Source organism: Streptomyces sp. SN-593 (assembly GCF_016756395.1).
Classification (GTDB): Bacteria; Actinomycetota; Actinomycetes; order Streptomycetales; family Streptomycetaceae; genus Actinacidiphila; species Actinacidiphila reveromycinica.
The window spans coordinates 1,391,778-1,418,527 of sequence record NZ_AP018365.1; the positions used below are offsets into that span (position 1 = coordinate 1,391,778).

At 76.4% G+C, this 26,750-nt stretch carries 22 protein-coding genes; 12 read left to right on the plus strand and 10 right to left on the minus strand.

What is annotated here, in order from left to right; translation table 11 throughout:
• The first annotated feature begins 1 nt into the window (after position 1).
• From RVR_RS05900 to RVR_RS05910, 3 genes are all read left to right on the plus strand, one after another.
• Positions 2-1,549 (plus strand): FAD-dependent monooxygenase, encoded by a 1,548-nt coding sequence (locus RVR_RS05900; RefSeq protein WP_202232833.1) that lies wholly within the window; start codon positions 2-4, stop codon positions 1,547-1,549.
• A 161-nt stretch (positions 1,550-1,710) separates the two neighbouring features.
• Positions 1,711-3,243, plus strand: a complete 1,533-nt coding sequence (locus tag RVR_RS05905) for an FAD-dependent monooxygenase (RefSeq protein WP_202232834.1) — start codon at positions 1,711-1,713, stop codon at positions 3,241-3,243.
• Positions 3,243-4,148, plus strand: a complete 906-nt coding sequence (locus RVR_RS05910) for an alpha/beta hydrolase (RefSeq protein ID WP_237404595.1) — start codon at positions 3,243-3,245, stop codon at positions 4,146-4,148. The genes RVR_RS05905 and RVR_RS05910 overlap by 1 nt, the downstream gene beginning before the upstream one ends.
• 81 nt (positions 4,149-4,229) lie before the next feature.
• Here the strand turns inward: RVR_RS05910 and RVR_RS05915 are convergent, their stop codons facing one another.
• On the minus strand, positions 4,230-5,099 hold the full coding sequence (locus tag RVR_RS05915; protein WP_202232835.1) for a sigma-70 family RNA polymerase sigma factor: 870 nt from the start codon (positions 5,097-5,099) through the stop codon (positions 4,230-4,232).
• 249 nt (positions 5,100-5,348) lie between these two features.
• On the opposite strand from RVR_RS05915, the gene RVR_RS05920 reads away from it, so the two are divergent.
• Entirely contained in the window at positions 5,349-5,801 is a 453-nt protein-coding gene (locus RVR_RS05920; RefSeq protein WP_202232836.1) for a carboxymuconolactone decarboxylase family protein, read from the plus strand.
• A gap of 82 nt (positions 5,802-5,883) precedes the next feature.
• Here RVR_RS05920 and RVR_RS05925 read toward each other — a convergent pair whose 3' ends face one another.
• Positions 5,884-6,348 (minus strand): VOC family protein, encoded by a 465-nt coding sequence (locus RVR_RS05925; protein ID WP_202232837.1) that lies wholly within the window; start codon positions 6,346-6,348, stop codon positions 5,884-5,886.
• 208 nt (positions 6,349-6,556) lie between these two features.
• Between RVR_RS05925 and RVR_RS05930 the strand changes: the two genes are divergently transcribed.
• From RVR_RS05930 to RVR_RS05965, 8 genes are all read left to right on the plus strand, one after another.
• Complete coding sequence (locus tag RVR_RS05930) at positions 6,557-6,883, plus strand: 4Fe-4S dicluster domain-containing protein (protein ID WP_202232838.1); 327 nt, start codon at positions 6,557-6,559, stop codon at positions 6,881-6,883.
• On the plus strand, positions 6,880-8,868 hold the full coding sequence (locus RVR_RS05935) for a hypothetical protein (protein WP_202232839.1): 1,989 nt from the start codon (positions 6,880-6,882) through the stop codon (positions 8,866-8,868). Before RVR_RS05930 ends, RVR_RS05935 begins: the two co-directional genes overlap by 4 nt.
• Positions 8,865-10,262 carry an amidase gene (locus RVR_RS05940; protein WP_202232840.1) on the plus strand — a complete coding sequence of 466 codons (1,398 nt, stop codon included), beginning with the start codon at positions 8,865-8,867 and terminating at the stop codon, positions 10,260-10,262. Before RVR_RS05935 ends, RVR_RS05940 begins: the two co-directional genes overlap by 4 nt.
• A gap of 3 nt (positions 10,263-10,265) precedes the next feature.
• Complete coding sequence (locus tag RVR_RS05945; protein WP_202232841.1) at positions 10,266-11,774, plus strand: type I glutamate--ammonia ligase; 1,509 nt, start codon at positions 10,266-10,268, stop codon at positions 11,772-11,774.
• Positions 11,775-11,887: 113 nt separating this feature from the next.
• Entirely contained in the window at positions 11,888-13,177 is a 1,290-nt protein-coding gene (gene purB, locus RVR_RS05950; protein WP_202232842.1) for an adenylosuccinate lyase, read from the plus strand.
• The gene (locus tag RVR_RS05955; RefSeq protein WP_202232843.1) at positions 13,161-13,640 is read left to right on the plus strand and encodes a GNAT family N-acetyltransferase; all 480 of its coding nucleotides are present in this window, start codon (positions 13,161-13,163) and stop codon (positions 13,638-13,640) included. The genes purB and RVR_RS05955 overlap by 17 nt, the downstream gene beginning before the upstream one ends.
• Positions 13,641-13,703: 63 nt before the next feature.
• Positions 13,704-14,438 carry a response regulator transcription factor gene (locus tag RVR_RS05960; protein ID WP_202232844.1) on the plus strand — a complete coding sequence of 245 codons (735 nt, stop codon included), beginning with the start codon at positions 13,704-13,706 and terminating at the stop codon, positions 14,436-14,438.
• 69 nt (positions 14,439-14,507) lie between these two features.
• On the plus strand, positions 14,508-16,025 hold the full coding sequence (locus tag RVR_RS05965) for a DHA2 family efflux MFS transporter permease subunit (protein ID WP_202238417.1): 1,518 nt from the start codon (positions 14,508-14,510) through the stop codon (positions 16,023-16,025).
• Positions 16,026-16,197: 172 nt separating this feature from the next.
• Here the strand turns inward: RVR_RS05965 and RVR_RS05970 are convergent, their stop codons facing one another.
• The 8 genes from RVR_RS05970 to RVR_RS06005 all read right to left on the minus strand — a co-directional run bounded on the left by RVR_RS05970 (position 16,198) and on the right by RVR_RS06005 (position 26,747).
• Complete coding sequence (locus tag RVR_RS05970) at positions 16,198-17,283, minus strand: methyltransferase (RefSeq protein ID WP_202232845.1); 1,086 nt, start codon at positions 17,281-17,283, stop codon at positions 16,198-16,200.
• 148 nt (positions 17,284-17,431) lie between these two features.
• Positions 17,432-18,919, minus strand: a complete 1,488-nt coding sequence (locus RVR_RS05975) for a nitrosuccinate lyase (RefSeq protein ID WP_237405245.1) — start codon at positions 18,917-18,919, stop codon at positions 17,432-17,434.
• Positions 18,920-19,029: 110 nt separating this feature from the next.
• Entirely contained in the window at positions 19,030-21,153 is a 2,124-nt protein-coding gene (locus tag RVR_RS05980) for an FAD/NAD(P)-binding protein (protein WP_202232846.1), read from the minus strand.
• 718 nt (positions 21,154-21,871) lie between these two features.
• Positions 21,872-23,041, minus strand: a complete 1,170-nt coding sequence (gene pcaDC, locus RVR_RS05985; RefSeq protein WP_202232847.1) for a bifunctional 3-oxoadipate enol-lactonase/4-carboxymuconolactone decarboxylase PcaDC — start codon at positions 23,039-23,041, stop codon at positions 21,872-21,874.
• Complete coding sequence (gene pcaB / locus RVR_RS05990) at positions 23,038-24,399, minus strand: 3-carboxy-cis,cis-muconate cycloisomerase (RefSeq protein ID WP_237404596.1); 1,362 nt, start codon at positions 24,397-24,399, stop codon at positions 23,038-23,040. Before pcaB ends, pcaDC begins: the two co-directional genes overlap by 4 nt.
• Entirely contained in the window at positions 24,386-24,919 is a 534-nt protein-coding gene (gene pcaG / locus RVR_RS05995) for a protocatechuate 3,4-dioxygenase subunit alpha (RefSeq protein ID WP_237405246.1), read from the minus strand. Before pcaG ends, pcaB begins: the two co-directional genes overlap by 14 nt.
• 107 nt (positions 24,920-25,026) lie before the next feature.
• Positions 25,027-25,824 (minus strand): protocatechuate 3,4-dioxygenase subunit beta, encoded by a 798-nt coding sequence (gene pcaH / locus RVR_RS06000; protein ID WP_202232849.1) that lies wholly within the window; start codon positions 25,822-25,824, stop codon positions 25,027-25,029.
• Between the two features lie 146 nt (positions 25,825-25,970).
• Complete coding sequence (locus RVR_RS06005) at positions 25,971-26,747, minus strand: CoA transferase subunit B (RefSeq protein ID WP_202232850.1); 777 nt, start codon at positions 26,745-26,747, stop codon at positions 25,971-25,973.
• Positions 26,748-26,750 lie beyond the last annotated feature (3 nt).

Here is a 26,750-nt window from a genome sequence, read left to right on the forward strand (position 1 = left end):
CATGGCCGCCCCGCACACGGGCCCCGGCGCCGGCCCCGCCGAGGTGACGCGGACCCAGGTCATCGTCGTCGGCGCCGGGCCGGTGGGGCTGATGCTGGCGGCCGAGCTGTGCCTGCGCGGCGTCGAGGTGTCCGTCGTCGAGCAGCGCCACCGGCCCACCACCGAGTCGCGCGCCTCCACCCTGCACGCCCGCACCATGGAGATCCTCGACAGCCGCGGCCTGCTGCCGGACGTCGGCTCGCCGCCGAACGAGCCGCGCGGCCACTTCGGCGGGGTGCCGCTGGACCTCACCCTGCCCGGTCCGCACCCGGGCCAGTGGAAGGTGCCGCAGACCAAGACCGAGTCGGTGCTGGAGGAATGGGCGCTGTCGCTGGGCGCGGACATCCGCTGCGGCCACCGGCTGCGCCTGCTCGACCTGAGCCAGGACCCGGACGCGGTCGAGGTGGAGGCCGTCGGCCGCGACGGGCGCCCGGTCCGGCTGTGCGGCCGCTACCTGGTCGCCTGCGACGGCCAGGACTCCACGGTGCGCCGGCTGACCGGGGCGGACTTCCCCGGCCGGCCGGCCGGCCGCGAACTGCTGCGCGCCGACGTGGACGGCATCGACATCCCCGACCGGCGCTTCCAGCGACTGCCGCGCGGCCTGGCCATCGCGGCCCGCCGGCCGGACGGGGTGACCCGGGTGATGGTGCACGAGTTCGGCAGCGCGGCGCGCGAGCGCACCGGCCCGGTGCGCTACGAGGAGGTCGCCGCCGCCTGGCGGCGGGTGACCGGCGAGGACATCGACGGCGGCAAGCCGCTGTGGGTCAACCACTTCGACGACGCCAACCGGCTGCTGGCGCGGTACCGCCACGGCCGGGTGCTGTACGCCGGCGACGCGGCGCACCGGCAGATGCCCACCGGCGGGCAGGCGCTCAACCTCGGGCTCCAGGACGCCTTCAACCTGGGCTGGAAACTCGCGGCCGAGGTCCAGGGCCACGCGCCCGAGGGGCTGCTCGACACGTACCACGAGGAGCGCCACGCCGTGGGCGCCGCCGTGCTCGCGAACATCCGCGCGCAGGTGGCCCTGCTGCTCGGCGGCCCCGAGGTGGAGCCGGTGCGCGCGGTGCTGGCCGAACTCGTCGCCGAGGAGCCGGCCCGCGCCCGGCTCGCCGGCATGATCAGCGGCCTCGACATCCGCTACGCCACCTGCGGCGACGGCCATCCGCTGGTCGGCGCGCGGCTGCCGTACGCCCGGCTGCGGGTCGACGGCTCCCCCCGCACCACCTTCGAACTCCTGCGCTCCGGGCGCGGCCTGCTGCTCGGCTTCGGGGGGCCGCCGCCGGCCGCCGGCGGGCCGTGGGCCGACCGGGTCGACCTCGTCACGGCCGACCCTGCACCCGGCATCGACGAGGCGGCCGGCCCCGGCGCGTTGGACGGGGTGACGGCGGTGGCGGTGCGCCCGGACGGCCACGTCGTGTGGGCGGGGGCGCACCCCGGCGCCGGCGCGGACCGGGAGGACGGCGAGGGGCTGCGGGCCGCGCTCGGACGGTGGTTCGGCGCACCGAGCTGACCCGGGCCCCGCGGCGTACGCACCGCCGCGTGGCACCTGGCGGGCCGCACGTGCCGGCCCGGCGCTCCGTGACGCCTCGTCACGCTCCGCGGCGCCTCGCGGGCCGCACGTGCGCGCCGCGCACGACCGACCAGACCAGAGCGAGAAGAGGGAGGACAGCCATGCCAGATTCCGTGCGCGACACCGACGTCGTCGTGGTGGGGGCCGGGCCGACGGGGCTGATGCTCGCGGGCGAACTGCTGCTGGGCGGCGCCCGCGTCGTCGTGGTCGAGAAGCTGGAGCGGCCGACCGGCCAGTCCCGGGGCCTCGGCTTCACCGCCCGCGCGATGGAGGTGTTCGACCAGCGCGGGCTGCTGCCGGGGTTCGGGCAGGGCGAGACGCTCCAGACCAGCCCCATGGGCCACTTCGGCGGGGTGCAGTTCGACTACACCGCCCTGGAGGACGCCCACTTCGGCGCCCGCGGCATCCCGCAGAACGAGACCGAGGCGGTGCTGGAGGAGTGGGCCCGCGCGCTCGGCGCCGACATCCGGCGCGGCTGGGAGGTGGTGGAACTGGCCGACGGCTTCCTGCACGGCGACACCGTCGAGGCCGTGGTCCGCACCCCGGAGGGCACCCGGCGGCTGCGCGCCTCCTACCTGGTGGGCTGTGACGGGGGGCAGAGCCGCGTCCGCCGGCTGGCCGGGTTCGACTTCCCCGGGCTGCCCGCCACCCGCGCCATGTACCTCGCCGACGTCGTGGGCTGCAAGCTCGCGCCCCGCTTCCTGGGCGAGCGCCTGCCGCACGGCATGGTGATGGCGGCGCCGCTGAAGGAGGGCGTCGACCGGATCATCGTCTGCCCGCACGGCACCCCGGCCAGGGAGCGGGACGACGACGTCACCTTCCCCGAGGTGGCGGCGGCCTGGCAGCACATCACCGGCGAGGACATCAGCGGCGGCGGCGCCGAGTGGGTCAGCTCCTTCAGCGACGCCAGCCGGCTGGCCGGGGAGTACCGGCGCGGCCGGGTGCTGCTGGCCGGCGACGCCGCACACGTCCACCTCCCGGCCGGCGGCCAGGGCCTGAGCACCGGCGTGCAGGACGCGGTGAACCTGGGCTGGAAGCTCGCCGCCGCGGTGCGCGGCAGCGCCCCGCCGGACCTGCTCGACACCTACCACCGCGAGCGCCACGCGGTCGGTGAGCGGCTGATGATGAACACACACGCGCAGGGCGTCGTGTTCCTCGGCGGCGAGCAGTCGGACGCGCTGCGCGCCCTGTTCGCCGAGCTGATCGGGTACGACGTGGTCCGGCGGCACCTGGCGGGGATCGTCAGCCACCTCGACATCCGCTACGACCTGGGCGGGCCCGAGGAGGGGCCGGACACCGCTGCGCACCCGCTGCTGGGGTGCCGGCTCCCCAAGCGGCCGATCAGCGGGGCCGGCGGGAAGAGCGACACCTTCCGCCCGCTGCGCGCCGGGCGGGGCGTCCTGTTCGACCTGGCCGACAGCGCCGCGCTGCGCGGGGCCGCCGGCCCCTGGTCCGACCGGGTCGAGGTGGTCACCGCCGCCGCCGAACCGGTCGAGGGCACCGCCGACCCGCTGGCCGGGCTCGCGGCGGTCCTCGTCCGCCCGGACGGCCACGTGGCGTGGACCGGACGGGGCACGCCCGACGGGCTCGCCTACGCCCTCGGCCGGTGGTTCGGCGACGGGCGAGCCGCGTAGTGGACGCCGCCACCGGGGCGCCGCCGGCCGGGACGGTCCGCCCGGTCGTGCTGGAGGGCGCCGGGGTCGCCCTGTCCGCGCTGCTGGGCGAGCCGGCCGGTGGCGCCGCCCCCAGGGCCCTGGTCGTGGCGGTGCACGGGGGCGGCATGACCGCCGGGTACTTCGACGCGCGGGCCCGGCCCGGCCTGTCCCTGCTGCGGCTCGGGGCGCGCCTGGGCTACGCGGTGCTCGCGGTGGACCGCCCCGGCTACGGCAGGTCGGCGGCGGCGCTGCCGGAGGGCCTGGGGGTCGCGGAGCAGACCGCGGTGCTGCGTGCCGCCGTGGCCGGGTACGCCGACCGCCACCCGGTGGGCGCGGGGGTCTTCCTGGTGGGGCACTCCTTCGGCGGCAAGCCCGCGCTGGACTGGGCGGCGCGCGCGGAGGCCGGCGACCGCCTGCTCGGCGTGGACGTCTCCGGCTGCGGCCGGCGGTACGCGGCGCCCGACGGCCACGCGCCGCCCCTCACCGGCCCCGGCGACCGGCGGCGGCGCTGGGGGCCGCTGCGGCTCTATCCGCCGGGCACCTTCCAGGAGTGCGCCGGCGTGGTCGCCCCCATGCCGGCCCGCGAGGCCGCCGAACTCGCCGGCTGGACCGCGTCGTTCGCGCGGCTGGCGCCGCGGGTGCGGGTGCCGGTGCGGTTCACCTTCGCCGAGCACGAACTGCTGTGGCGCCACACGGACGCGGACCTGGCCGAGCTCGCGGCCGGCTTCACCGCGTCCCCGCGGGTCGTGCTCGACCGCCAGCCCGGCGCCGGCCACAACCTCAGCCTCGGCTGGGCGGCCCGCGCCTACCACCTGCGGGCCCTGGCCTTCCTGGAGGAGTGCCTGGTCCCGGCCGCCACCGCGCCGGGCTCCCCCGTACGGTGACGGGCGGCGGCCCCGTACGGTGACGGGCGGCGGGCCGCGCGGGCCGCCCGCCGCGGCCCCGGGGGAGCCGGCCGCGGGACGTCAGTCGCCCAGCACCACGATGTCGAGCTCCCGCAGCCGCTCGGGGTCGCCGACCAGGTCGATGGCGGTGATCACACCGTCCCGGATCGTGAAGTCGAAGGCGACGACCACCCGCTTCTTCGCCTTCCACACCGCTCCCACGGAGCTGTCGATGAGGGCGACGCGGGCGGCCTCGGCCCCGCCGGAGAACACGCCGGCCACGCCGCGGGCGCCGTGGGTCATCGGGGCGGCGCCGATCCGCACCGCGGTGTCGTCGGCGTGCATGGTGACGTTGGGGGCGAGCAGGGTCAGCAGCCGGTCGAACTCGCCGCTGCGCGCCGCGGTCAGGAAGGCGTCCACGACCTCGTGCTGACGGCGCAGGTCGTGCATCGGGGAGGCGCCGTGGACGCGCCGCCGGGCGCGGCTGGCGAGTTGCCGGGTGGCCCCCGGGCTGCGCCCGATGACCTGGGCGATGTCGGCGAACGGCACCGCGAACATGTCGTGCAGCACGAAGGCGAGCCGCTCGTCCGGTTCGAGCGTGTCGAGGATCACCGACAGCGCCAGTCCGACCGAGTCGGCGAGCATCGCCTCCTGCTCGGGGTCGGCGTTCTCCTCGGTGGGCACGGGCGCCGACGCCTCGGTGTGCTCCTCGAAGAACTCCTCGCGGCGGCTGCGGGCCCGCAGCAGGTCCAGGCAGACCCGACCGACCACGGTGGTGAGCCACCCGTCGAGGTTCTCCACGGCCTCCGCGTCGCTGCGGTGCAGCCGGATCCACGCCTCCTGCACCGCGTCCTCGGCCTCGTCGGTGGAGCCGAGCATGCGCTGGGCCACGGCGTGCAGCCGTGGCCGCTTCTCCTCGAAAGCGCGCGCGAGCTCGTCGTTCTCGTCCATGGCCACCGTCGTTCCCTTCGCTGTCCGCGGTGCGTGACCGCCGCCGGGTCCATCTTCGCTCCGAGAGCCCCCGAAGCTGTGACGAACGGGACCGTCCGCGTGTGACGGCCCCAGGCGACCGGCCCGCCGCCTCGGGGCCGCCGGGCCCTGCCGGGCCGCCGGGTGTCACACTCGCCCGCCGCCGCTCGTCGTAGGAGTGACGCACGCCGACGCGCGTGCGTCACTTGCGTTCCGTAGAAAGGGATGAACATGGAAGCGCGCCTCAACAACCCGGCGATGATCCTCAACGCCACGCAGTCCATCCAGGACATGTACAAGGCGATCTACTCCGGCGGTGTCCCGAAGACCACCCTCGACCTGGTGCACCTGCGGGCCAGCCAGATCAACGGGTGCGGCCCCTGTGTGGACTCCGGCTCGCGCGGTGCCCGCAAGGGCGGCGAGACCGAGGAGCGGCTGTTCGCGGTCGCCGCCTGGCGCGAGACGCCCTACTTCACCGACGCCGAGCGTGCCGCGCTGGCGCTGGCCGAGCACGCCACCCGGCTGTCGGACCGCAGCGACCAGGTGCCGGACGAGGTCTGGGACGCGGCAGCCGAGCACTTCGACGAGAAGGGCCTGGCGGCCCTGGTGCTGATGATCGCCCTGACCAACTTCTTCAACCGCCTGAACGTCACCACCAAGCAGGTGGCCGGCGACTGGGGGTGACCGACCCCGGACGGCTCGGGCCCGGCCCACCCCGTGGTGGGCCGGGCCCGAGCCGTCGGACGGGCGGCGGCGCCCGCCGGCGTCAGCCCCGCCGCGCCCGCCGGGACGGGGCGAGGTTGATCCGCCAGGAGACCCCGAAGCGGTCGGTCAGCCAGGCGAACCGGGCGCTGAACTCGTAGGCGTCGGGCGGCATGATGTCCTCGCCCTTCTCCACCAGGGCCGCGTGGAGGCGGTCGAACTCCTCCGCCGTCTCGCACTGCACGTAGATCGCCGTCGCCGGCGAGAAGGCGTACGCGTCCCAGTCCGCCAGTTCGTGGCCCTTCGCCCCGGGCGGCGGCATGTTGGTGCACATGAACGTCTGCCCGTGGAGCGTGAAGAGCGCGTGCTGGAGGGTCCCCTCCGGCCACCCCTCCTCCCCGGCGCGGGCCCGGACCACCCGGTGCACGGCCGAGTCGTCGAACAGCGCGGTGTAGAAGTCCAGGGCTTCCTCGGCGTCGCTCCTGAACGCCAGGAACATCATGAGCTTGGGCGCCTGTGTGGGAGGCATCGTGGGTGCTCCTGTTCGTGGTCGGGTCCCCGCTTGTCGCCACGGCCGACGGTAGCCGTCCGGCCCGTGCTCAACCGGGCCCGCGCCCGGTTGAGCACGCCGGTCGAGCCCGCCACCACCGACGCTCCGCGCCCGGTCCAGACGGCACGGCGAGCATGTGTCGACATCAGTGACGGACGTGTCGAAGTGACCCGGAGGGTGAGTGCCCGTGAGCGAGAACGCACTGCCGGCGGACCGGTCCGCCCGTTCCGAGCGGATCGCCGCACGGACCCGCAACAGCGACTGGCGGAAGCCGCCACGTCGCATCGAGACCGCCGAGTGCATCACCTGCGACAGTTGCCTGCGCGGCTGTCCGGCGGAGTTCGGCGCCATCGTCGACCGCGGTCTCGACGTCGTGATCATCCCCGAGCTGTGTTCGGGCTGCCCCGCCTGCGTGCTGGAGTGCCCCGTGGACTGCATCTACGTCGACGAGGACTGGAGCCCGTCCGACGACAGCCTGTGGAACCTCGTCGAGTTCCCCGCGGAGACCCGGTGACCGGGTCGGCGGGGCGCGACAGCCGCCGCGCGGTCAACGCCAGGAAGCGGATCAGCCGCCGTCCCAGCAGGCTCGGCACGCCCGCGGGGAGCGCCCCCGGACCGGACCGGCGGCGCGAGCCGGCCGCCGGGTTCCCCGGGCTGCTCGACCGCGTGTGGGAGCGGGCGCGGGCGGCCGGCGACCCGCGGGAGGCCCTGGAGGTGCTGCTCGGCCTCGACGGGCACGTGCCGCGGGACGTCCAACTGCGCGCCCTCGGCACCTCCGACGAGGCCGCGGTCATGGCGCTGTGGGGGGTGTCCTGGCGGGCCGCCGACCTCACGGCGCGGGCCCCCGCGCCCGGCGCCGACCCGGGCAACGACCCCGCCCCCGACCCCGCACGCGACGACGAGCGGGTCTTCCTCGGCGAGCTGGGGCTGGCCACCAGCGGCCGGATCGTGCTGCGCGCCCCCTCGCAGGGCCCCCTGGACCGGGCCGAACTGGTCGGCGGGGTGCTGCGGGTGCCGTGGTCGCGGCGGGCCGCCCGGGTCCACCGCGACCTGACGGCCGGGGCGGCCGCGAGGACCGCCCGGGCCCTCGCCGACTGCCGCGGGTGGCTGGACGGGCAGGGTGGCAAGGGCCGCGACGAGCTGGTCGAGCAGGCCAAGGAGGCCGCCCTGCGCACCGCCCCCTTCGTGCTGTACCAGGAGGACCGGCAGTACACGAACTTCCGGGACCAGAACACCATCACCGGCAAGACGCTGTGGCCGGGCCACCCCGACTGCGTGCTCAGCGGCCTCCGGGGACTGCCGCTGGACCTGTGGTCCGACAGCGACGTGCAGATGCTGATCGCGCTGACCCTGCTGGTCCGGTCGGCCGGCTTCGGCCGGGTCGAGGAGGCCAACGGCACCCAGCTCGGCGTGGACCACGTCGCCGCCATGCTGGAGCGGGTGCGGCGGTCCTACGCCGCGGTGCCCGGCGGCGCGGCGGTCGCGCCGGCCGGGTCGCACCGCGTGGAGGACCTGATGGCGCTCGCCGAGGCGCTGGGCGCCCGCCGCCGGGAGGTGGCGGGAACCGCCCAGCTCTACCGCGAGATCCACGGCGCGCTGATGCACAAGATCGAACGGGTGGCCACCGAGACCGACGCGGTGCGGACCCTGGACGCGCGGATCAGCGCGCGGCTGGTCGCGCGCCTGCCGCTGGCCGGCGACGACCTGGCCGGGCTGGGGCTGGCCGGCACGGCGCCGCCGCTGTGGCTGGCGGAGCCGCACGGGCAGTTCGCCACCGGCCTGGAGTCGCTCGTCCACGAGACCGTGGCGGCCTGCGCCGAGGAGTTCCGGGCCGACTTCGCGATGAGCCGCGGGATGCGGTCGCTGCCGGAGCTGATCGACCGGATGCGGGCGGAGCGCTGGGCGGAGATCTGCGACTGGGACATCACCCGCTACTTCTGCTGCGTGGTGCCCCGGCCGGAGGCGCGCGTCCACTTCGGCGGCTCGGCCGCGACCCTCGCGGACACGGCCTGGGCGATGTCGTCGCGGATGCAGTACAACTCCTGGCACTTCGTGCCCGGCAACCTGCCCCGGGACCCGGCCGTGGTGGCCCGGGACCACTTCGTGCCGCCCACCATCCCCGACATCGCGTTCTTCTCCGACCAGCACCACCACGGCCACGTCGCCAACAAGGTCCGCTTCTCCATCCGTTCGCCGCAGGCCGTCGAGGTGGCCGGGCGCGTCTTCAACGGGTTCACGGACCTGCGGCTGCTGCGCTGCGCGGGCGAGCCGTTCGACGAGCGGGACCTGCTGGTCGCGCACCGCGTGTCGGGGTTCCTCGCCCGCGCGACCGGACTGGCCGCGCGACTGGCCGCGAGGGGCGTGCCGTTGGCGGTCACCTCCTTCGACGCCGCGTGGCACTGGCGGACCATCGCCGGGGACGACGGGGACGGCGGGGACGGCGGTCCGGCCGGGCGCGGCGGCGCGGTCCGCTCCGGTCCCGCGGGCGCCGTCCGGTGACCGGCGAGGGGTTCGGCGCCCTCAAGGGCCGCCTGCGCCGGCGCGAGACCACGGTCGTGGAGCACGTCGGGTCCGTGCTGGCCGCCGCGCGGGAGAGGGACCGGCTGGGCGCGTTCGTCGCGGTCGCCGGCGACGAGGCGCTGCGGGCGGCCGAGGAGGCCGACCGGCGCATCCGCGAGCGCGGCGACGACGCGTGGACCGGGGCGCCGCTGCTGGGCGTCACCGTCTCGGTCAAGGACCTGCTCCAGACCCGCGACCTGCCGACCGCCCGCGGCTCGTTCCTGGAGAACCGGCGGGAGCGGGCGGACGCCCCGGCCGTCGCCCGGCTGCGGGAGGCCGGAGCCGTCGTCATCGGCAAGACCACCACCTCCGAGTACGGCTGGAGCGCGTCCACCGTCAGCCGTGTCGCGCCGCCCACCGGCAACCCGTACGACCCCGCGCGCACCGCCGGCGGTTCCAGCGGCGGGGCGGCCGCGGCGGTGGCGACCGGGCTCGGCGACGGCGCCCTGGGCACCGACGGGGCCGGCTCGATCCGGATCCCGGCGGCGTTCTGCGGCGTGGTCGGCTACAAGCCGTCCTACGGCCTGATCCCCTACGTCCCCGGGTGCGCCGACCGGCTGGCCCACCAGGGCACGCTGGCCCGCGGTGTCGCCGAGGCCGCCGCGCTGGCCGCCGCGGTCCGCGGCCCGCACCCCGGCGACCCCGACTCCGGGCTCGGCTCGATCGACGCGGCCGCGCCGGCCGGCTCCGGGCGCGTCGGCTGGATCGAGTGGGAGGGCACCAGCGACGAGGTCCGCCGGGTCGCGGAGCGGGCGCGGTCCGCGCTGGTGGACCTGGGCCACCGGGTCGAACCGGTCGAGGTGCGGTGCAAGGACCTCTACCCGGCCCTGGTGGACATCCTGGCCGCCTCCGAGGCGGCCGGCACGGCGCCGGAGGACGAGGAACTGTGCGACCCGGGCCGGCTGGAGGTGGTCCGCCACGGACGCCGCCTCACCGGCGCCGCGGTGATGCGCGCCGAGGAGGTGCGCCAGCGGGTGCGGGTCCGGCTGCGCGCGGTCATGGCCCGGTACGGGCTGCTGGCCATGGCCACGGTGCCCGTCGAGCCGTTCGGCGTCGGGGCCATCGGGCCGGCCTGGGCGGCCGACCCCCGGGACCTGCTCTGGCTGGCGTGGTCGCCGGCCACCTACCCGTTCAACCTGACCGGCCAGCCCGCGGTCACCCTGCCGGCCGGGCTGACCGGCTCCGGACTGCCGGTCGGCGTGCAGCTCGTCGGCGCCTTCGGGGCCGACCAGCCGGTCCTGGCGGCAGCCCGCCGCCTGGAGTCCGCGCTCGGCCCGCTGCCCGCGCCCCGCGCCCCGCACGAGCTGGTCGCCGCCACCGAAAGGACCCTCTGAACCGTGTACACCCGGTCATGGCGCTCCGTGTCCGCCGAGGACAGCGTCGGAAGCCCCTCCTTCGTCTCCGACCACGGACTGTGGAGCGACGAGCAGTTCGCGGTCGCCGAGCGGATCGAGGCCGGCCTGCGCGAGGTCGACCTCGTCCGCCTGGTCTTCCCGGACCCGCACGGGCTGGCCCGCTCCAAGACGCTCACCGCGGACGCGTTCCGCTCGGTGCTGCGCAACGGCATGAACTTCAGCCCGGGCCCCTTCGTCTTCGACACCGGCCACGCCATCGCGGTCGACTTCCTCGGCGAGCCCGGCATCGGGGTGGAGGAGATCTCCGGCGCGGGCAACTTCATCCTGGTGCCCGACCCGCTCACCTTCCAGGTCCTGCCCGGCCCCGGGCCGCGCACCGCGTGGGTGATCGGCGACGAGTACCTGCGCGACGGCACCGCGCACCCGCTGTCCTCGCGGGCGGTGCTGCGCCGCCTGGAGGCGGAGTACGCCGGGCGCGGCCACGCGCCGGTGATCGGGCTGGAGGTCGAGTGGTACCTCACCCGGCTGCTCGACGGCGAACCGGGCAACGCCGGGAACGGGTTCGGCCTCCAGGGCCCCGCGCCCCGTGCCGCGGCCGTCAACGCCGGCTACCAGTTCAACCTGGACGCCCGCTACGACTCCGTGGCCCCGGTCACCGACCCGCTGGCGCTGCACCTGCTCGAACTCGGGCTGCCGCTGCGCTCGGTGGAGCACGAGTCGGGCCCCGGCCAGGTCGAGTGCACCTTCAGCCCCATGTCCGCGCTCGACACCGCCGACGCGATGCTGCTGTTCCGCACCGCCACGAAGCGGTGGTGCGCGCGCAGCGGCCACCACGCGTCCTTCATGTCGCTGCCGCTGCTGGACTCCTTCGACCCCAGCGGCTGGCACCTGCACCAGTCGGTGCGCGACACCGCGACCGGGCGCAACCTCTTCGCCGCCGAGGGGCCGGCCGGCGGCCTGTCCCCGCAGACCAAGGCCTACGCCGACGGGCTGCTGGCCTGGAGCCGGGAGCTGTTCCTGCTGTCGGTGCCCACGGTCAACGGCTACCGGCGGCTGGGCCCGCGCCACGCCCTGGCGCCGACCCGGCTGGACTGGAACGAGGAGGACCGCAGCGCCATGCTCCGCATGGTCGGCGGCGGCAGCGGCGCGCACATCGAGAACCGCAGCGCGGAACCCTGCGCCAACCCCTACCTCGCCCTCGCCGGCCAGCTCTTCGCGGGCCTGGAGGGACTCGACGGCGCGGCGGAGGCCGGCGGGGTCCCCCGCGCCGAGGGCGCGGCGCCGGCACTGGTGCCGCAGTCCCTCGCCGAGTCGCTCGACGCCTTCCGGGCCGGGCGCGCCGAACGGTTGCTCGGCGGGCCCCTCAAGGCGTGCCTGGTCAAGCTCAAGGAGAGCGAGCTGCGCCGGTTCGAGGGCTGGTGCGCGGCCACCGGGGCGGACCCGGGCCAGGTCACGGACTGGGAGCAGCGCGAGTACTTCGAGGTGTACTGACCCGCCGACCGGCGCCCGCCGACCGCTGCAAGGCCCGGCCGCCCGGCGCCCGCCGACCGCTTCAGGCCCACCGACCCTTCGAGCCCACGGACCACCGGAGACGAGGTCGTTCCATGATCCCCCGTTACACCCTGCCCGAGATGTCGGACCTCTTCACCGACCAGGCGCGGTACGCGACCTGGGCGCGTGTGGAGATCCTCGCGACCGAGGCGCAGGTGCGGCTCGGGCACGTGCCGCAGGACGCCCTCCGGGACATCCGCGCCGCGCGGGTGCCGCGCGCCGAGCGGGTCGCGGAGTTCGAGAAGGAGCGCGACCACGAGGTGCTGTCGTTCCTCGCGGCGTACTGCGAGGACATGCCGGAGTCCTCGGCGCGCTGGGTGCACCTCGGCATGACCAGCTACGACCTGGTGGACACCGCGCTGGGCCACACCCTGGCCCGGGCCACCGACCTGCTCACGGCGGCCGGGCGGCGGCTGCGCGGGGTGCTCGTGGGCCGCGCGCTGGAGCACTGGGACACCCTGATGATCGGCCGCACCCACGGGGTGCACGCCGAGCCCACCACCTTCGGCCACAAGCTCGCCGTCCACGCCTTCGCCGTGGACCGGTCGCTGCGGCGGCTGGCCGCGGCCCGCGAGGCCGTCGCGGTGGGGACGGTCTCCGGCTCGGTGGGGACCTACGCGCTCATCGACCCGTTCGTGGAGAGCCACGTGTGCCAGGCGCTGGGCCTGGGCGTCGAGCCGGCGCCCAGCCAGGTCGTCGCCCGCGACCGGCACGCCCAACTGCTCCAGGCGGTGGCCGCCCTGGGGGCCTGCGTGGAGCAGATCGCCCTGGAGCTGCGGCTGTTGCAGCGCACCGAGGTGGCCGAGGTCGAGGAGGGCCGGTCGTCGGCCTACCAGGGGTCGAGCGCCATGCCGCACAAGCGCAACCCGACCACCAGCGAGCGGCTGTGCGGCCTGGCGCGGCTGCTGCGCACCTACGCCACGGCCGCGCTGGAGAACGTCGCCCTGTGGCACGAGCGGGACCTGGCCCACCAGTCGGTCGAGCGGGTCATCCTGCCCGACAGCCTCTGTGTCGGCCACTTCCAGGCGACCAGGGCCGCGGACCTGGTGGCCGGGCTGCGGGTGCACCCCGATCGTATGCGGGCCGCGGTCGACCGCACCGGCGGGCTCGTGCACAGCTCGGCCGTCCTCTTCGACCTCCTCGGCGAGGGAGCCGAACGCGAGCGGGCCTACCGTTCGGCCCAGGCCGCCGCGAACCGCACGGCCACCACGGGCAGGCCGTTCGCGGACACCCTGGCCGAGGAGGGCATCACGCTGCGGGAGGAGCTGCGGCCCGAGCGTTTCCTCACCCACCACGACGTCGTACGCCGGCGATTGGAGAAGCTCGATGAGCGGGAAGACTGAGCGGGACTGGAAGACCGAGCGGGTCGACGGGCGCGACCTGGACCTGGACGAGGTGCTGGAGGTCTACCACTCCTCGGGGCTGGGCGAGCGCCGGCCGGTCGGCGACCGGGCGCGGATGGCGGCCATGGTGCGCGGGGCGAACCTCGTCGTCGTGGCCCGGGACGCGGACGGCGCGCTCATCGGCATCGCCCGCAGCGTCTCCGACTTCTCCTACGTCACCTACCTGTCGGACATCGCCGTCGCGGGCCGCCTCCAGCGGTCCGGGGTGGGCCTGGCGCTGCTGGAGGAGACCCGGCGGCAGGCCCCGGACGCGAAGGTGGTGCTGCTCTCGGCGCCCGCCGCGGCCGGCTACTACCCGCGCGTGGGCTTCACCCGGCACGAGTCGGCGTGGGTCCTCGCCCCCGGGCAGCCCCTGGCCGGCTCGCGCCCCGAGCCGCAGGAGGACCCGGTCACCCGTCCGTAGGCCCGGCGCCCGGAGCGGGCCGGCCGGCACCGCGGCGAGCGGAGCACATCCCCTGGGGAAGGCATGAGTCAGATTCCGTCACGGGCACTGCTGGAACCCCGTGCTCCCGCCGGCGCGGTGCCCGCGGCCACCGCGCCGGCCGGGCAGCGCGTCCTGGTGGTGGACGCGGACCCGGACCGCGCCGGTTCGCTCACCGCGCAGCTCCGCCGGCACGGTCACGACCCGGTCGGCGTCGGGCACGGCAGCGCCGCCCTCCAGGCGTACGAGGACGTCGAGATGGTGCTGCTCGATCTCGACCTGCCCGACCTCGACGGCCTGGAGGTGTGCCGCGCGCTGCGGGCGGTCAGCCGGGTCCCGATCATCATCGTGACCTCGCGCCGCTCGGAGCTGGACTGCGTGCTCGGACTGCACGCGGGGGCCGACGACTACGTCACCAAGCCCTACGGGTTCCGGGAGCTGATGGCGCGGATGGAGGCGGTGTTGCGGCGCACCCGGTGGGAGCCCGAGGCGGCCCGGGACATCCGCCGCGGCCGCCTGCACATCGACGTCGACTCGCGCGAGGTGCGCGTGGACGACGAGCCGGTGGCGCTCACCCGCAAGGAGTTCGACCTGCTGTGCCTGCTGGCGTCCCAGCCGGACACGGTGATCCCGCGCAAGCAGCTCCTCCAGCAGGTGTGGGGCGACTCCTGGTCGCGCCGCACCATCGACACCCACGTCAGCAGCCTGCGCGGCAAGCTCGGCGGCAACGGGTGGGTCGTCACCGTGCGCGGAGTGGGCTTTCGACTCGGCACCGGCTGAACGGCGGCCCCACGGCGCGCCACTCGCCGGGCAACGCGTTTCCGACTGGAGGTGGCGCCCGTGGGCGTGATGACCGGTGAGGCCGAACGGACGTCGTGGGAGGGACCGCGGCCGGGCCTGCGGCTGGCCCTGGTGCCGCTGCTGCTCGCGATGCTGCCCACCTCCCTGGGCACCACGATCGTCGCCACCTCGATGCCGACGATCGCCGGCGACCTGGGGGGAGTCGAGCACCTGTCCTGGGCGGTCAGCGCCTACGCGCTCGCGGCCGCGGCCTCCACCCCGGTGTGGGGCCGGCTCGGCGACATGTACGGGCGCAAGCGGTGGCTGATGACCGCCATGGCGGTCTTCCTGACCGGGTCGGCGCTGAGCGGACTGGCCGGGACGATGGGGCAGTTGATCGCCGCCCGCGCGGTGCAGGGCCTCGGCGGCGGCGGGGTCGCGGTCTGCGTGATGGCGGTGATCGGCGAGCTGATCCCGCCGCGGGAGCGCGGCCGGTACCAGGGCATGATCAGCAGTGTCATGGTCTTCTCCATGATCGTCGGACCGCTGGTCGGCGGTACGGTCACCGACAACCTCGGCTGGCGCTGGGCGTTCTGGTTCAACCTGCCGCTCGGCGGGCTCGCCCTGGCCCTGGTCGCCCGCTTCGTGCGGGTGCCGAGCCGGCGCCGGCAGGCGCACATCGACTACGTGGGCGCGCTGCTGCTGGTGCTCTGCATCACCTCCCTGGTCCTGGTGCTCACCTGGGGCGGGACGCACTACGCGTGGGGCTCCGGCACGATCCTGGTGCTCACCGCCGCCTCGGCCGCGGCGCTGGCCGGCTTCGTCCTGGCCCAGTCCCGGACCGCCGAGCCGGTGCTGCCGCCGCACCTCTTCCGCAGCCGCAACTTCACGCTGATGTCGGTGCTGAGCTTCACCAACGGCTTCGTGATGTACGGCGCGGTCTTCTACCTCCCGCTCTACCAGCAGGCGGTGAACGGCGCCTCGGCGGTCGGCTCCGGCCTGTTGCTGCTGCCGATGCTCGGCTCGCTCGTCGTCGTCTCGCAGTCCTCCGGGCGGTTCCTGGCGCGCACCGGCAACTACCGGGTCCTCCAGGTGGGCGGTTCCGCGGCCATGCTGGCGGGTGCCCTGCTGCTCGCCCGGGTGGACACCACGACCTCGCGGCCGACCATCGAGCTGTCCATGGCGCTGCTGGGCGCCGGCATGGGGTCGCTGGGGCAGAACGTGGTGACGGTCGCCCAGAACAGCGTCGACCTCCAGGAGGTGGGCGTCGCCGCGGCGGCGATCACCCTCTTCCGCACGCTGGGCAACTCGGTCGGCGTCGCCCTCATGGGCACCCGTTTCAACCACCGGGTGCGCGAGGTGATGGCCGAACGGACCGGCGGCGCGGCGGGCCTGCACCAGACCAGGCTGGACGCGAAGGGCATGGACCGGCTCACACCGGCGGTGCGCGCGGGCTACGAGGCGGCGGTCGCCGGGGGCGTCCGGGACGCGTTCGTGCTCGCCTCGGCGGCCGCGGCCCTCGCCTTCGTGACCGCGCTGCTCGTCCGGCAGGTGGCGCTGCGGTCGGTGCGCGGGCGCCGTTCCTGACGGCGGCGCTCCCGACGGCCCCGGTACGCCCGGCCCGCACCGACCGCACGGACCGCACGGCCCGCCCGACCCGCACGGTACGACCGGCCCGCACCGACCCCCCGACCCGCGCACACGAAACCGGCCCCGCGCCCTTTCGGGTCGCGGGGCCGGTCCTGCGCCGCCGGGGGCGTCAGCGCACCCTCGCCTCCACCACGGACAGCGCCGAGGGCGTCTCCACGACGCGCTCCAGCTCGAACCCGGCCTTGGCCAGCAGGTCCGCGTACTGCGCGCGGGTGCGCTCCTTGCCGCCGACCAGCAGCATCAGCCACAGGTCGGTGAGCTTGCCCGCGTGGGCGGCGTTGCGCTTGTCGGGGATGACCATCTCCATCACCAGCACCCGGCCGCCCGGGTTCATCGCCTTCCGCACGTTCGTGAGGATCTCCACGGCCTGCGGCTCCGGCCAGTCGTGCAGGATGTGCTTGAGCATGTAGGCGTCCCCGCCGGACGGCACCGGGTCGAACAGCCCGCCGTCCGCGATCGAGCAGCGCTCGGACAGGCCCTGCTCCCGGAGGTAGGCGGCCGCGCCGTTGGTGCCCACCCGCGGGTCGGAGAGGATGCCGCGCGCCGAGGGGACCTTCTTCAGCACGCCGGCCAGCAGGTCCCCGCGGCCGCCGCAGAAGTCGACCACGGTGCCGAAGCGCCCGAAGTCGTATGCCGCGAGCAGCGGTTCGGTCTCGGTGGCGGACATCGCGCCCATGCCGGCGGTGAAGACGGCGCCGTACTCGGGGTTGGCCTCCAGGTAGTCGAACGCGCCCATGCCGCGCAGCTTGGGCAGGCTCGGCTCCCCGGTGCGCACCGCGTCGACCAGGCAGCCCCAGTCCTCCCAGTGGATGGGATGGCCCATGAGCACCGCGATGCCGCGCATGGACATCGGCGCGTCCTCGACGAGCGCGCGGGCCATCGGGGTCAACCCGAAACGGCCGTCCTTCAGCTCGGTGAAGACGTCGTAGCTCGCCAGCAGCCGCAGCACCCGGTGCAGCGTGTCGGGGTCGGAGCCGGTGCGCTGCGCGATCTGCTCCGGTCGCAGCGGCCCGTCGGTGAGGGTCTCCGCGACCCGCAACTCGGCGGCCACGTACAGGGCCTGGCTGACCATGGCCCCCTGGACCAGTTCCAGAAGCGCGAACGGCGGCGGTGCGAACTTGCGGGTGAGGCCCTGAAGGGCCGAACGCACGCCTTCGATGGCGCGGACGACGCGGGCGGGCGGCAGTGGCGGCATGGAATCCTCCGGCTGGGGCGATGGGAATGCGGGCGGGTGCGCCGGTCGGCGCGGTGGCGCCGGGCCGGCACGTGGCGGGGCCCGGGGCTTCGGGAACGGACGGCGGGGGTCGGCGCGGGCGGGGTGCCCGCGGGCGGCGGGCGCCGTCTCACGCGCGCAGGGCCCGGTCGACCAGGGGCCCGGCGACCCCGGTGTACCGCTCCGGGTCGAGCAGTTCGGCCAGCTCCTCCCGGTCCAGGACGCCGCCGGCCGCGGGCAGTTCGGCCAGCACCTCGCCGAGCGGGCGGCCGGTCCGGCGGGCCCGCCGCGCGGCGTCGGTGAGCAGGTCCCGGGCCGCGGCCCTGCCGAGCCGGGGCGCCAGGTAGGCGGAGACCCGCTCGGAGACGATCTGCCCGGCGGTCGCGTCGAGGTTGCCGCGCATCCGCTCCGGGTGCACGGTCAGGCCCGCGGCCAGTTCGGCGGCGGCGTGCGCGGCCCCGCCGGTCAGGCGCAGGCACTCGCGCAGCGGCTGCCACTCGGCGTGCCACAGGCCGGCCGAGCGCTCGTCCTCCGCGGGCATGCAGTGCGCCAGGACGGAGCCGAGCGCGGGGACCTGCACCGCGGCCGAGCGGATGAGCGTCGCCAGCACCGGGTTGGCCTTGTGCGGCATCGCCGACGACGCGCCGCGCCCGGCCCCGCCGGGCTCGGCGACCTCGCCGATCTCGGTGCGCGCCATGACCTGGACGTCCGCGGCCATCTTGCCCAGCGCGCCCGCGGTGTGGGTGAGGGCCGCGCCCAGGTCGGCGATCGGGGTGCGCAGGGCGTGCCAGGGCAGGACCGGCCGGGCCAGGCCCGTCTCGGCGGCGAAGGCGTCGACCAGGGCGTCCAGCGCGTCGTCCGGAACCGCTCCCCCGGCCGCGCCGATGTCCGCGGCCGCACCGCTGCCCCCGGCCGCGGCGCTGTCCCGGGCCGCGCGGGTGGCCGCGGCCGCCCCCGTCGCGTACTGGAGGTAGCCGGCCAGGGTGCCGGCCGCGCCGCCCAGGGAGACCGGCAGCCCGCCGTCGGCCACCCGCTCCAGGCGGGCGACCGCGTCCAGGACGAGCTGGCGCCAGCCGGCCGCCTTCAGCCCGAAGGTGGTCGGCACCGCGTGCAGGGTCAGCGTCCGGCCGGCCATCGCCGTGTCCCGGTGCGCGGCCGCGAGGACGGCCAGCGAGCCGGCCGTGGCCCGCAGGTCCGCCAGCAGCGGGCGCAGCGCGCGCGAGGCGACCAGCATGGCGCCGGTGTCGAGGATGTCCTGGCTGGTGGAGCCGCGGTGCACGTACTCGGCGGCCTCGGGTGCCTGCCGGGCGACCTCCCGGGTCAGGGCGGCCACCAGCCCGACCACGGGGTTCGCCGTGCCGCGCGCGGCCAGCGCCAGCGCCCGCACGTCGAACAGCTCGGCCCGGGCGGCGGCGGTGATCGCGGTGCCGGCCCGGGCCGGCACCGTGCCGCACCGGACCTGCGCCCTGACCAGGGCGGCCTCGGCGTCGAGCATCGCCTGCAGCCAGGCGGTGTCGCCGACCGCGGCCTCCACGGCGGTTCCCGCGCGGACCGGGGAGAGCAGCCCGGAGTCCGGCTGCGCGGCGGCGGCCTCCTCCGGAGCGGCAAGGGCGTCCACGGAGGCGGCTGCGTCGAAGCCCCCGGCGCCTCCGGCGGCGACGGCCCCGACCCCGACCCCGGCTCCCGCTCCCGCTCCCGCTCCGGCGGACGCGCTGCGCGGTGGTGTGCTCACGGCTGCACCTCTCTCGTATGGGTGGCGGTGGGCGGCGTGCCGGGTGCCCCGGGAGCGGCCGGCGCGGGGGCGCCCCCGAGGGCGTCGGCGCGGGACATTCCGCCGGTGGGCGTGCCCGCCGTGTCCGGCGCGGCGGGGCCGTCCGCCCGGTGCGCCCCGGCGCCTGCCGGGCCCGACGGGGCGGGCAGCGCCAGCACGGTGCCCGCGATGGCGTCGGAGTCCTCCAGCGTCACGGAGCCGACCCCCGGCCGTATCCCCGCGGCCGTGACCCAGTGCACCGACTCGGTGGGCACGCCGTAGGCGAAGCGCCGGGGATGCGCGGTGCCGTCGGCGCCCAGCAGGTGGTAGGGCCGGGCCGAGACGGCGAGCCCCCCGGTCTCGTGGTCGCCGTCCCGCCCCGGGATGCGGTACGGGCGGCACTGGCCGGCGTCCAGCAGCCACCGCAGCAGCGGGTCGGCGGTGCGGCGCAGGTCCACCGCGCACAGCCGCGCCTCGATCAGCACGCCGGCCCGGACCCGGACCCCGGGCACCGCGCTCGACGTGGCGACGAAGCCCGCGCCCCGCGTGCCGCCCCCGGCGTCGGGGGCGATCCGCATGCCGGGGCCGGTCAGTTCGAGCACCCCGGCGTCCAGCAGCGCGATCATCTCCTCCACCCTGCGGGCGGGCGGGCCGATGGACAGGTAGGCGTTCAGCGGCGTGTACCACGCGTCCAACTCGTCGCGGTACGAGGCCCCGTCCAGCCCGCCGTGGTCGACCGCGAGCCGGATCTCGTTGCGCAGGTCCCGCAGCACGTCCAGCGCGGCCTTGAGCGGCCCGCGCACATTGCCGCGGTGCGCCTCCCGCACGTCCCGTACGAGGTGCTCGCGCACCCAGCCGCGGAACTCCTCCGGGCCGGCGAAGACCCGGGAACCGTACGGGCGGGTGACGACGTCCCAGTCCCAGCGTTCCGCGGGGCCGATCCCGGCGGCGTCGAGCACGGCGTCCTCCGCCTGCTCCGTCGCGGCCCGCAGGAAGCCCGGGGTGAACCGCTCCGCGCCGGCCCGGTCCCCCCGCGCGGTCAGCAGCGTCTCGTAGTAGACGCCGCGCACCTCCTTGGAGATCAGCGGCCACAGATCGGTGCCGAAGCGCAGCGGCTCCGCGCCCGGTGCGCGCAGTTCCGCGACGTGCTCGGCGGTCAGCAGCCGCGGGGTGTGCCGGCCGTGGGCGCCCTTCTCGTTCTCACCGCGCGAGTGGTACGGGACGCCGCGCCGGGAGCCGGCGTACATCTTCGGCTCCCGGCCCGAGGGGTGGTAGACGAGCCGGCCGCCGGCGCGCTCGAACCTGCCGCCCCTGCCGTGGGTGAACAGCGACATGTAGTCGAAGAAGTTGAGGCCCAGCCCGCGCAGCAGGACCGGCTCGCCCGGAGGGACGCGGGACAGGTCCACGTCCGCGGGGTTGCCGGGGGCGATGTACAGCAGGCCGTGGCGCGCGGCGAAGTCCGCCGTCGCGCGCCCGGGTACGTCCGGGTGGCCGGCCACGTGGCCCTGCGCGAGCACCACGGCGGACAGGCCCGTCAGCCGGGTGCCGTCCTCCAGCAGCACGCGCTGCGGCGGAGCGGTGTCCGGGCCGTACGGTGCGGGCGCCTCGTCCTCCAGGGCCACCGCGCGCGCCCGGTGGGTCCTGACCTCCACGTGGGCCGGGGCGTTGGCCACGACCTGGTGGAAGGCCCAGGTCAGGTAGTGGCCGTACAGCGAGCGGGTGGGGTAGGTGTCCGGGCCGAGCGCGCGGGCCTCGGCCAGGACCCGCGGCGCGGTCGGGGTCGCCGGTCCCGGTGCGAGGGTGCCCAGGCCGAGCGCCCGGGCCCAGGTGTGGAGGCTCGGCCCCTCCTCCAGCGGCCCGCGGATCCGGACGCTCTCGTCCGTGTACACGGTGACCTGCGAGGCGACGGTGTTCATCAGCAGGTGGGGCGACTGCGACGGCCGCCACACCCGGCCCGCGCCGGCCGGCTCCGGATCGACGACGTGCACGGTCAGCCGGTCCCATCGCGGGGACTTCCGCTCCTGCGCGCACAGCCGCTCCAGCACGGAGAGCCCGCGCGGTCCGGCCCCGACGAGGCACACCCGCGTACCCCGGCCGCTCACCAAGACGCTCCGCCCGGCAGTGGATCGTGCCTCAGAAGGCCCGTTGGCATGGTCGCGTTCTCCTTGTCACGGAGGGGAAGCCGGCCGGCCGTGCAAGCTGTCGCCGTGCGGCCCGCTCCACACTCCTCACCCGCCGGGGAGGAACGCTGGACCTGCGCTCGCGTCCCGTTGGAGGCCCCGCGGGCCCACCGGCGGTCGAGCCGGACCCCAACCGCCCTACGGCGGCGGGCCGCACCGTGGCGGGAGAGCCGGGAGGTGTGCTGTGGAGCAGTCGGCGGGCGGGGCTGTGCGGGTGGAGCGCGGATCGGCGGACGCGGAGGAACCAGGGCCTGTCCGGCGGATCGTGCCGGTCGGGCTCGCGGCGTCCGGCGCCGTGCATCACAAGGCGGAGAAGCACCCTCGTACCGCGTCGTGCGTGGATGATCCGAGAACTCAGGGAGGTGCGGTGCCGGGCGCCGTGAGCCCGGCAGGATCCGCCGGACGGGCCCAGGCGCTGCCGACCGTCGTGTTGCTGTCGGCGTTCGGCCGGCCGCGGACGACGGCGGGCGCGGCCGACCCGCCGCGGTCCCCCACCGCGTGGCACCGCGTGGCACCGCTGGGACCGCGCTCCGGTCCACCGCTCACCGCGGAGCCGGCAGGCGCCACCGCGGACGTGAGGCGCGGACGTCGGACGAACCCGCGCCCCGCCCACGTACCACCGCGCCCCGGTGGGATTCCGCTAGGCGTCGAGGTCGGCCAGCACCCGGGCGGCGATGGCGAAGGCGGTGTTGGCGGCGGGGACGCCGCAGTAGATCGCGGACTGGAGCAGGACCTCCTGGATCTCCTCGTCGGTGAGCCCGTTGGTGCGGGCGGCCCGCACGTGCATGGCCAGCTCGTCGTGGTGGCCGAGGGCCACGAGGGCGGTGAGCGTCATGCAGCTTCGGGTGCGGCGGTCGAGTCCGGGCCGGGTCCAGATCTCGCCCCAGGCGTAACGGGTGATGAGGTCCTGGAAGGGCGCGGTGAAGGCGGTGGTCGCGGCGCCCGCCCGTTCGACGTGCGCGTCGCCGAGGACGGCGCGGCGGACCGCGGCGCCGGCGGCGTGGGTGGTGGCCGCGTGGCCTGCGGCGGGGCGGCTTTCGGCGCCGAGGTGGTCGAGGAGTGCGTGCAGCACGCGTTGGGGCTGCTCTGCGGGGGCCAAGTGGGCCGCGGCGTCGAGTTCCAGCAGGGTGGACCCGGCGATGGAGTCGGCGAGCAGGCGGGCGTCCTCGGGCGGGGTGGCCCGGTCCTGCCGGCCGGCGATCACGAGGACGGGCGCGGTGACGCGGTGCAGTTGGTCGCGGACGTCGAACGCGGCGAGGGCCTCGCAGCAGGCGGCGTACCCGGCGGGGTCGGTGTGCCGGTGGTCGTCGATGAGGGCGCGGGCGGTGCCGCTGGTGCGGAAGGCGGGGGTGAACCAGCGCTCGGGGGCGGAGTCGGCCAGTGCGCCGAGGCCGTGCGCGCGCACCTGGGCGGCCCGGTCGTGCCAGCCTTGCGGGTCGCCGAAGCGGGCGGCGGTGCACACGAGCGCGAGGGACGTCAGCCGGTCGGGGTGGTGGAGCGCGAGCCAGGTGCCGACGGCGCCGCCCAAGGAGTCCCCGGCGTAGGCGAAGCGGCCGATGCCCAGGCTGTCGGCCAGGTCCAGGACGAGGCCGGCCAGCGCGGCCACCGTCGGCGGCCCGGTGATCCCGGTGAGCAGGGCGGACGGCGAGCCGCCGTGCCCGGGCAGGTCGTAGCGCACGACGCGGTGGCCGCGGGCGAGGGCGGGGACCTGGGCGTCCCACAGGTGGAGCGAGGTGCCGAGCGAGGGGCCGAGCAGGAGCGCGGGCGCGTCGGCGCGGCCGTCGGTGACGTGGTGCGGGAGGGAGGTCATGGCGTCCTTGTCCGAGGGGTCCGGGAGGTCCGGCCGGTACGGCGCAGGGCGCGGTCCGTGAGCGCGGGGGCGGCGCCCAGGTACCCGGTGGGGTCGAGGAGTTCGCGCAGCGCGTCGGCGGTGAGCACGCCGTTCAGCTCGGGACGGCCGGCCAGGACGTCCGCGAGGGGGAGCCCGGTCCCGCCCGCGTGCCGGGCGGCGGTCGCGAGCAGGTCGCGGGCGGGCCCGGCACCGAGGCGCGGCGCGAGTGCGGCGAGCAGGCGCTCGGAGCTGATCAGGCCGGCGGTGAGGTCGAGGTCGGCGCGCATGCGGTCGGCGTGGACCTGGAGTCCGGCGGTCGCGGCGGCGGTGTGGTGGCCCGCGCCGCCCGCCAGCCGCAGGGCCTCGCGCAGGGCCTGCCACTCGGCGTGCCAGGCCCCGGCGGGGCGTTCGTCCTCGGCGGCCATGGAGGCGAAGAGCGTGGCGGCGAGGGCGGGCAGCGGACGGGCGGCAGCCGCGGCGAGGGTGGCGTGGACCGGGTTGGACTTGTGGGGCATGGCGCTGGAGGCGCCGCCGCGGCCCTCGCTGAGTTCGGCGGTCTCGGTGCGGGCCAGCAGCAGGACGTCGGCGGCGATCTTGGCCAGCGCGCCGCCGGTCAGCGCGAGCGCGCCGCCGAGGTCGGCGACCGGGGTGCGCAGCACGTGCCAGGGCAGGTCCGGGGCGTCCAGGCCGACCGCGCGCGCGTAGCGGGCGGGCAGGTCGGGGTCGGCGCCGAGCGCGGCCAGGGTGCCGGCGGCGCCGCCGAGTTGGGCGGGCAGCCGCAGGGCGGCGAGACGGTCGCGCGCGTCGAGGACCAGGGAGCGCCAGCCGGCGGCCTTGAGGCCGAAGGTGGTGGGCACGGCGTGCTGGGTGAGGGTGCGGCCGGGCATCGCCGTGTCCCGGTGCGCGGCCGCGAGGACGGCCAGGTGGTCGGCGGCGGCGTCGAGGTCGGCCAGGATCAGCGGCCGGGTACGGGAGGCCACCAGCATCACGGTGGTGTCGAGGATGTCCTGGCTGGTGGCGCCGCGGTGCACCCAGCCGGCCGCCTCGTCGTCGAGCCCGGCGCGCAGGTCGGCGACGAGCGGGATGACGGGGTTGCCGCCCGCCCGGGCCCGCAGGGCCAGGTCGCGGACGTCGAAGCGGCCGGCCCGGGCGGCGCCGCGCAGGCGGGCGGAGACCTCCTCGGGGGCGCCGAGGGCGCGGCTGAGGGCGGTCTCGGCGTCGAGCATCGCCTGGAGGAACGCCGCGTCGCCGGTGGCCTCCTCCGCGGGGGTGCCGGCCCACGCGGGGGCCAGCAGCCCCAGGTCGGCGCCCCGGTGGTCGTGGTCAGCGGAACTCAAGGAAGACCGTCTCCTGCGCGTCGTCGCCCTGGATGCGGATGTCGAAGCGGTACACGCCGCCGTCCTCGTGGCGCGCGACCAGGGTGGCCCGCCGGGCCGGCGGCAGGGAGGCCAGCAGGGCGTCGTGCGGGGCCTCGGGCAGGTAGGCGCGGGTGTGGAGGTGGTGCAGCAGGCCGCGGGCGAGGAGCAGCACGCCGAGGTACGGGGCGCCGGCCGGCGGGCGCAGGGTGCGCACCGCGTAGTGGCCGTCGGCGTCGGTGGGGACGCGGCCCCACCCGGTGAAGGTGACGCCGTCGCGGCCCGCGTCGCGGCCGGTGGAGTGGTCGCGGCGCATGGAACCGGGCGCGGCGGGGGGCCGCCCGTCCGGGCCGGCCTGCCAGAACTCCAGCAGGGCGTCCGGGATCGGCGCGCCGTCGCCGTCCAGGACCCGGCCGTGCAGGGTGACGGTGTCCGCGGCTGCGCGGGGGGCGATGTCACCGCCGCCCGCGAAGGGCAGCGCGTGGCCGAAGAACGGGCCCACGGTCTGGGAGGGCGTCGGCCCGGCCGCGGGGGCGGGGCCCGTGTCGGCCGCGGGAACGGCGTCGGTGGCGGGGGTGGGAACGGCGGCGGTGCGGCGGTCGGCGGTGGTCAACGGCTCTCCCCGTGCTCGGCGTGCTCGGCGTGCGAGGTGTCGTCGGCGTTCTCGGTCCAGGTGGCGGCCGGGCCGTCCAGCACGATGTCCCATCGGAAGCCGAGGGAGAACTCCGGCTCGGACAGGTCGTGGACGTAGGCGGCGACGAGCCGTTCGCGGGCGGCGGCGTCGGTCACCGACTGCATGATGGGGTCGTAGGGGAACAGCGGATCGCCGGGGAAGTACATCTGCGTGACCAGGCGCTGGGTGAAGGCGGTGCCGAAGAGCGAGAAGTGGATGTGCGCGGGCCGCCAGGCGTTGCGGTGGTTGCCCCAGGGGTAGGGGCCCGGCTTGACGGTGGTGAAGCGGTAGCGGCCCTCGTCGTCGGTGAGGCAGCGGCCGGCCCCGGTGAAGTTCGGGTCGAGCGGGGCGGGGTGCTGCTCGCGCTGATGGGCGTAGCGGCCGGCGGCGTTGGCCTGCCAGACCTCCACCAACTGGCCCCGCACCGGCCGGCCTGCGCGGTCGCGCACGACGCCGCTGACGGTGATGCGCTCGCCGATGGGCTCGCCGGTGTGCTGGCGGGTGAGGTCGCCGTCGAGGGCCGTGACATCGGTGGTGCCGAAGACGGGCCCGGTCCGCTCGACGGCCTCGGGGTCCTTCACCACGACGAGCCGCTGCCGGGGGTGGCGCAGCGCGGTGCTGCGGTAGGGGTCGTAGGAGCGCGACGGGTGCGCGCGGCCGGCCCCGCTGCCGGCGAGCGCGGCGATCCGCGCGTCGATGCTCTTCTGGTCGGGGAGGGGCTGTCGCGGTGTCATGGGTCCTCAGCGCTCCTTCACGGGGGCGGGTGCCCGGCCCGGGCCGGTGCACGGTGTGCCCGGGCCGGTGCCGGGACCGCCCGGCGGCCGGTGGGCGGCGGGGCGTACGGCGCCGGCGGCGCGGGTCCCGTGGACGGTGCCGGCGGTCACCGGCCGGTCCTCCGGGGTGCGGTGCCGGGGGACGGCGGGGTGGGGGCGCCCCCGGAGCGCGGGGTGGGCCCGGGGCGCGCGGTGGGCCCGGCCCCCTCGTCCGGATCGGCGAACTCGGCCGGATCGGCGGGCCCGTCCTGCTCCGCGTCGAGGACGGCGGCGCCGGTGCGCGCGCGCAGTTCCCGGGCCGTCACGCCCGGCGCCAGTTCGGCCAGGCGGAGGCCGCCGGGGGTGACGTCGAGCACGCCCAGGTCCGTGATGACCCGGTCGACGCAGCCGCGCCCGGTCAGCGGCAGCGTGCAGCTCTCCACGATCTTCGGGCTGCCGTCCCGGGCGCAGTGCTCCATGACCACCAGGACCCGGCGGGCGCCGTGCACCAGGTCCATCGCGCCGCCCATGCCCTTGACCATCTTCCCGGGGATCATCCAGTTCGCCAGGTCGCCGCGTTGCGAGACCTGCATGGCGCCGAGCACGGCGACGTCGACGTGGCCGCCGCGGATCATCGCGAAGGAGGCCGCGGAGTCGAAGGAGGCGGCACCGGGCCGCAGCGTGACGGTCTCCTTGCCGGCGTTGACCAGGTCGGGGTCGACCTCGTCCTCGAACGGGTAGGGACCGACGCCCAGCAGCCCGTTCTCGGACTGGACCACCACGTCCACGCCGGGCGGCAGGTGGTTGGGGATGAGGGTGGGCAGGCCGATGCCCAGGTTGACGTAGGAGCCGTCGGCCAGTTCGCGGGCGGCGCGCGCCGCCGTCTCCTCGCGGGTCCAGGGCACGGG

Bases quoted from the DNA above. Each gene is read 5' to 3' on its own strand.
- RVR_RS05915 (WP_202232835.1), bottom strand. From the start codon at position 5,099: ATGGACGAGAACGACGAGCTCGCGCGCGCTTTCGAGGAGAAGCGGCCA.
- RVR_RS05920 (WP_202232836.1), top strand. From the start codon at position 5,349: ATGGAAGCGCGCCTCAACAACCCGGCGATGATCCTCAACGCCACGCAG.
- pcaH (WP_202232849.1), bottom strand. From the start codon at position 25,824: ATGACACCGCGACAGCCCCTCCCCGACCAGAAGAGCATCGACGCGCGG.
- RVR_RS05960 (WP_202232844.1), top strand. From the start codon at position 13,704: ATGAGTCAGATTCCGTCACGGGCACTGCTGGAACCCCGTGCTCCCGCC.
- RVR_RS05900 (WP_202232833.1), top strand. From the start codon at position 2: ATGGCCGCCCCGCACACGGGCCCCGGCGCCGGCCCCGCCGAGGTGACG.
- RVR_RS05955 (WP_202232843.1), top strand. From the start codon at position 13,161: ATGAGCGGGAAGACTGAGCGGGACTGGAAGACCGAGCGGGTCGACGGG.
- RVR_RS05925 (WP_202232837.1), bottom strand. From the start codon at position 6,348: ATGCCTCCCACACAGGCGCCCAAGCTCATGATGTTCCTGGCGTTCAGG.
- pcaDC (WP_202232847.1), bottom strand. From the start codon at position 23,041: ATGACCTCCCTCCCGCACCACGTCACCGACGGCCGCGCCGACGCGCCC.
- purB (WP_202232842.1), top strand. From the start codon at position 11,888: ATGATCCCCCGTTACACCCTGCCCGAGATGTCGGACCTCTTCACCGAC.
- RVR_RS05965 (WP_202238417.1), top strand. From the start codon at position 14,508: ATGACCGGTGAGGCCGAACGGACGTCGTGGGAGGGACCGCGGCCGGGC.
- RVR_RS05905 (WP_202232834.1), top strand. From the start codon at position 1,711: ATGCCAGATTCCGTGCGCGACACCGACGTCGTCGTGGTGGGGGCCGGG.
- RVR_RS05970 (WP_202232845.1), bottom strand. From the start codon at position 17,283: ATGCCGCCACTGCCGCCCGCCCGCGTCGTCCGCGCCATCGAAGGCGTG.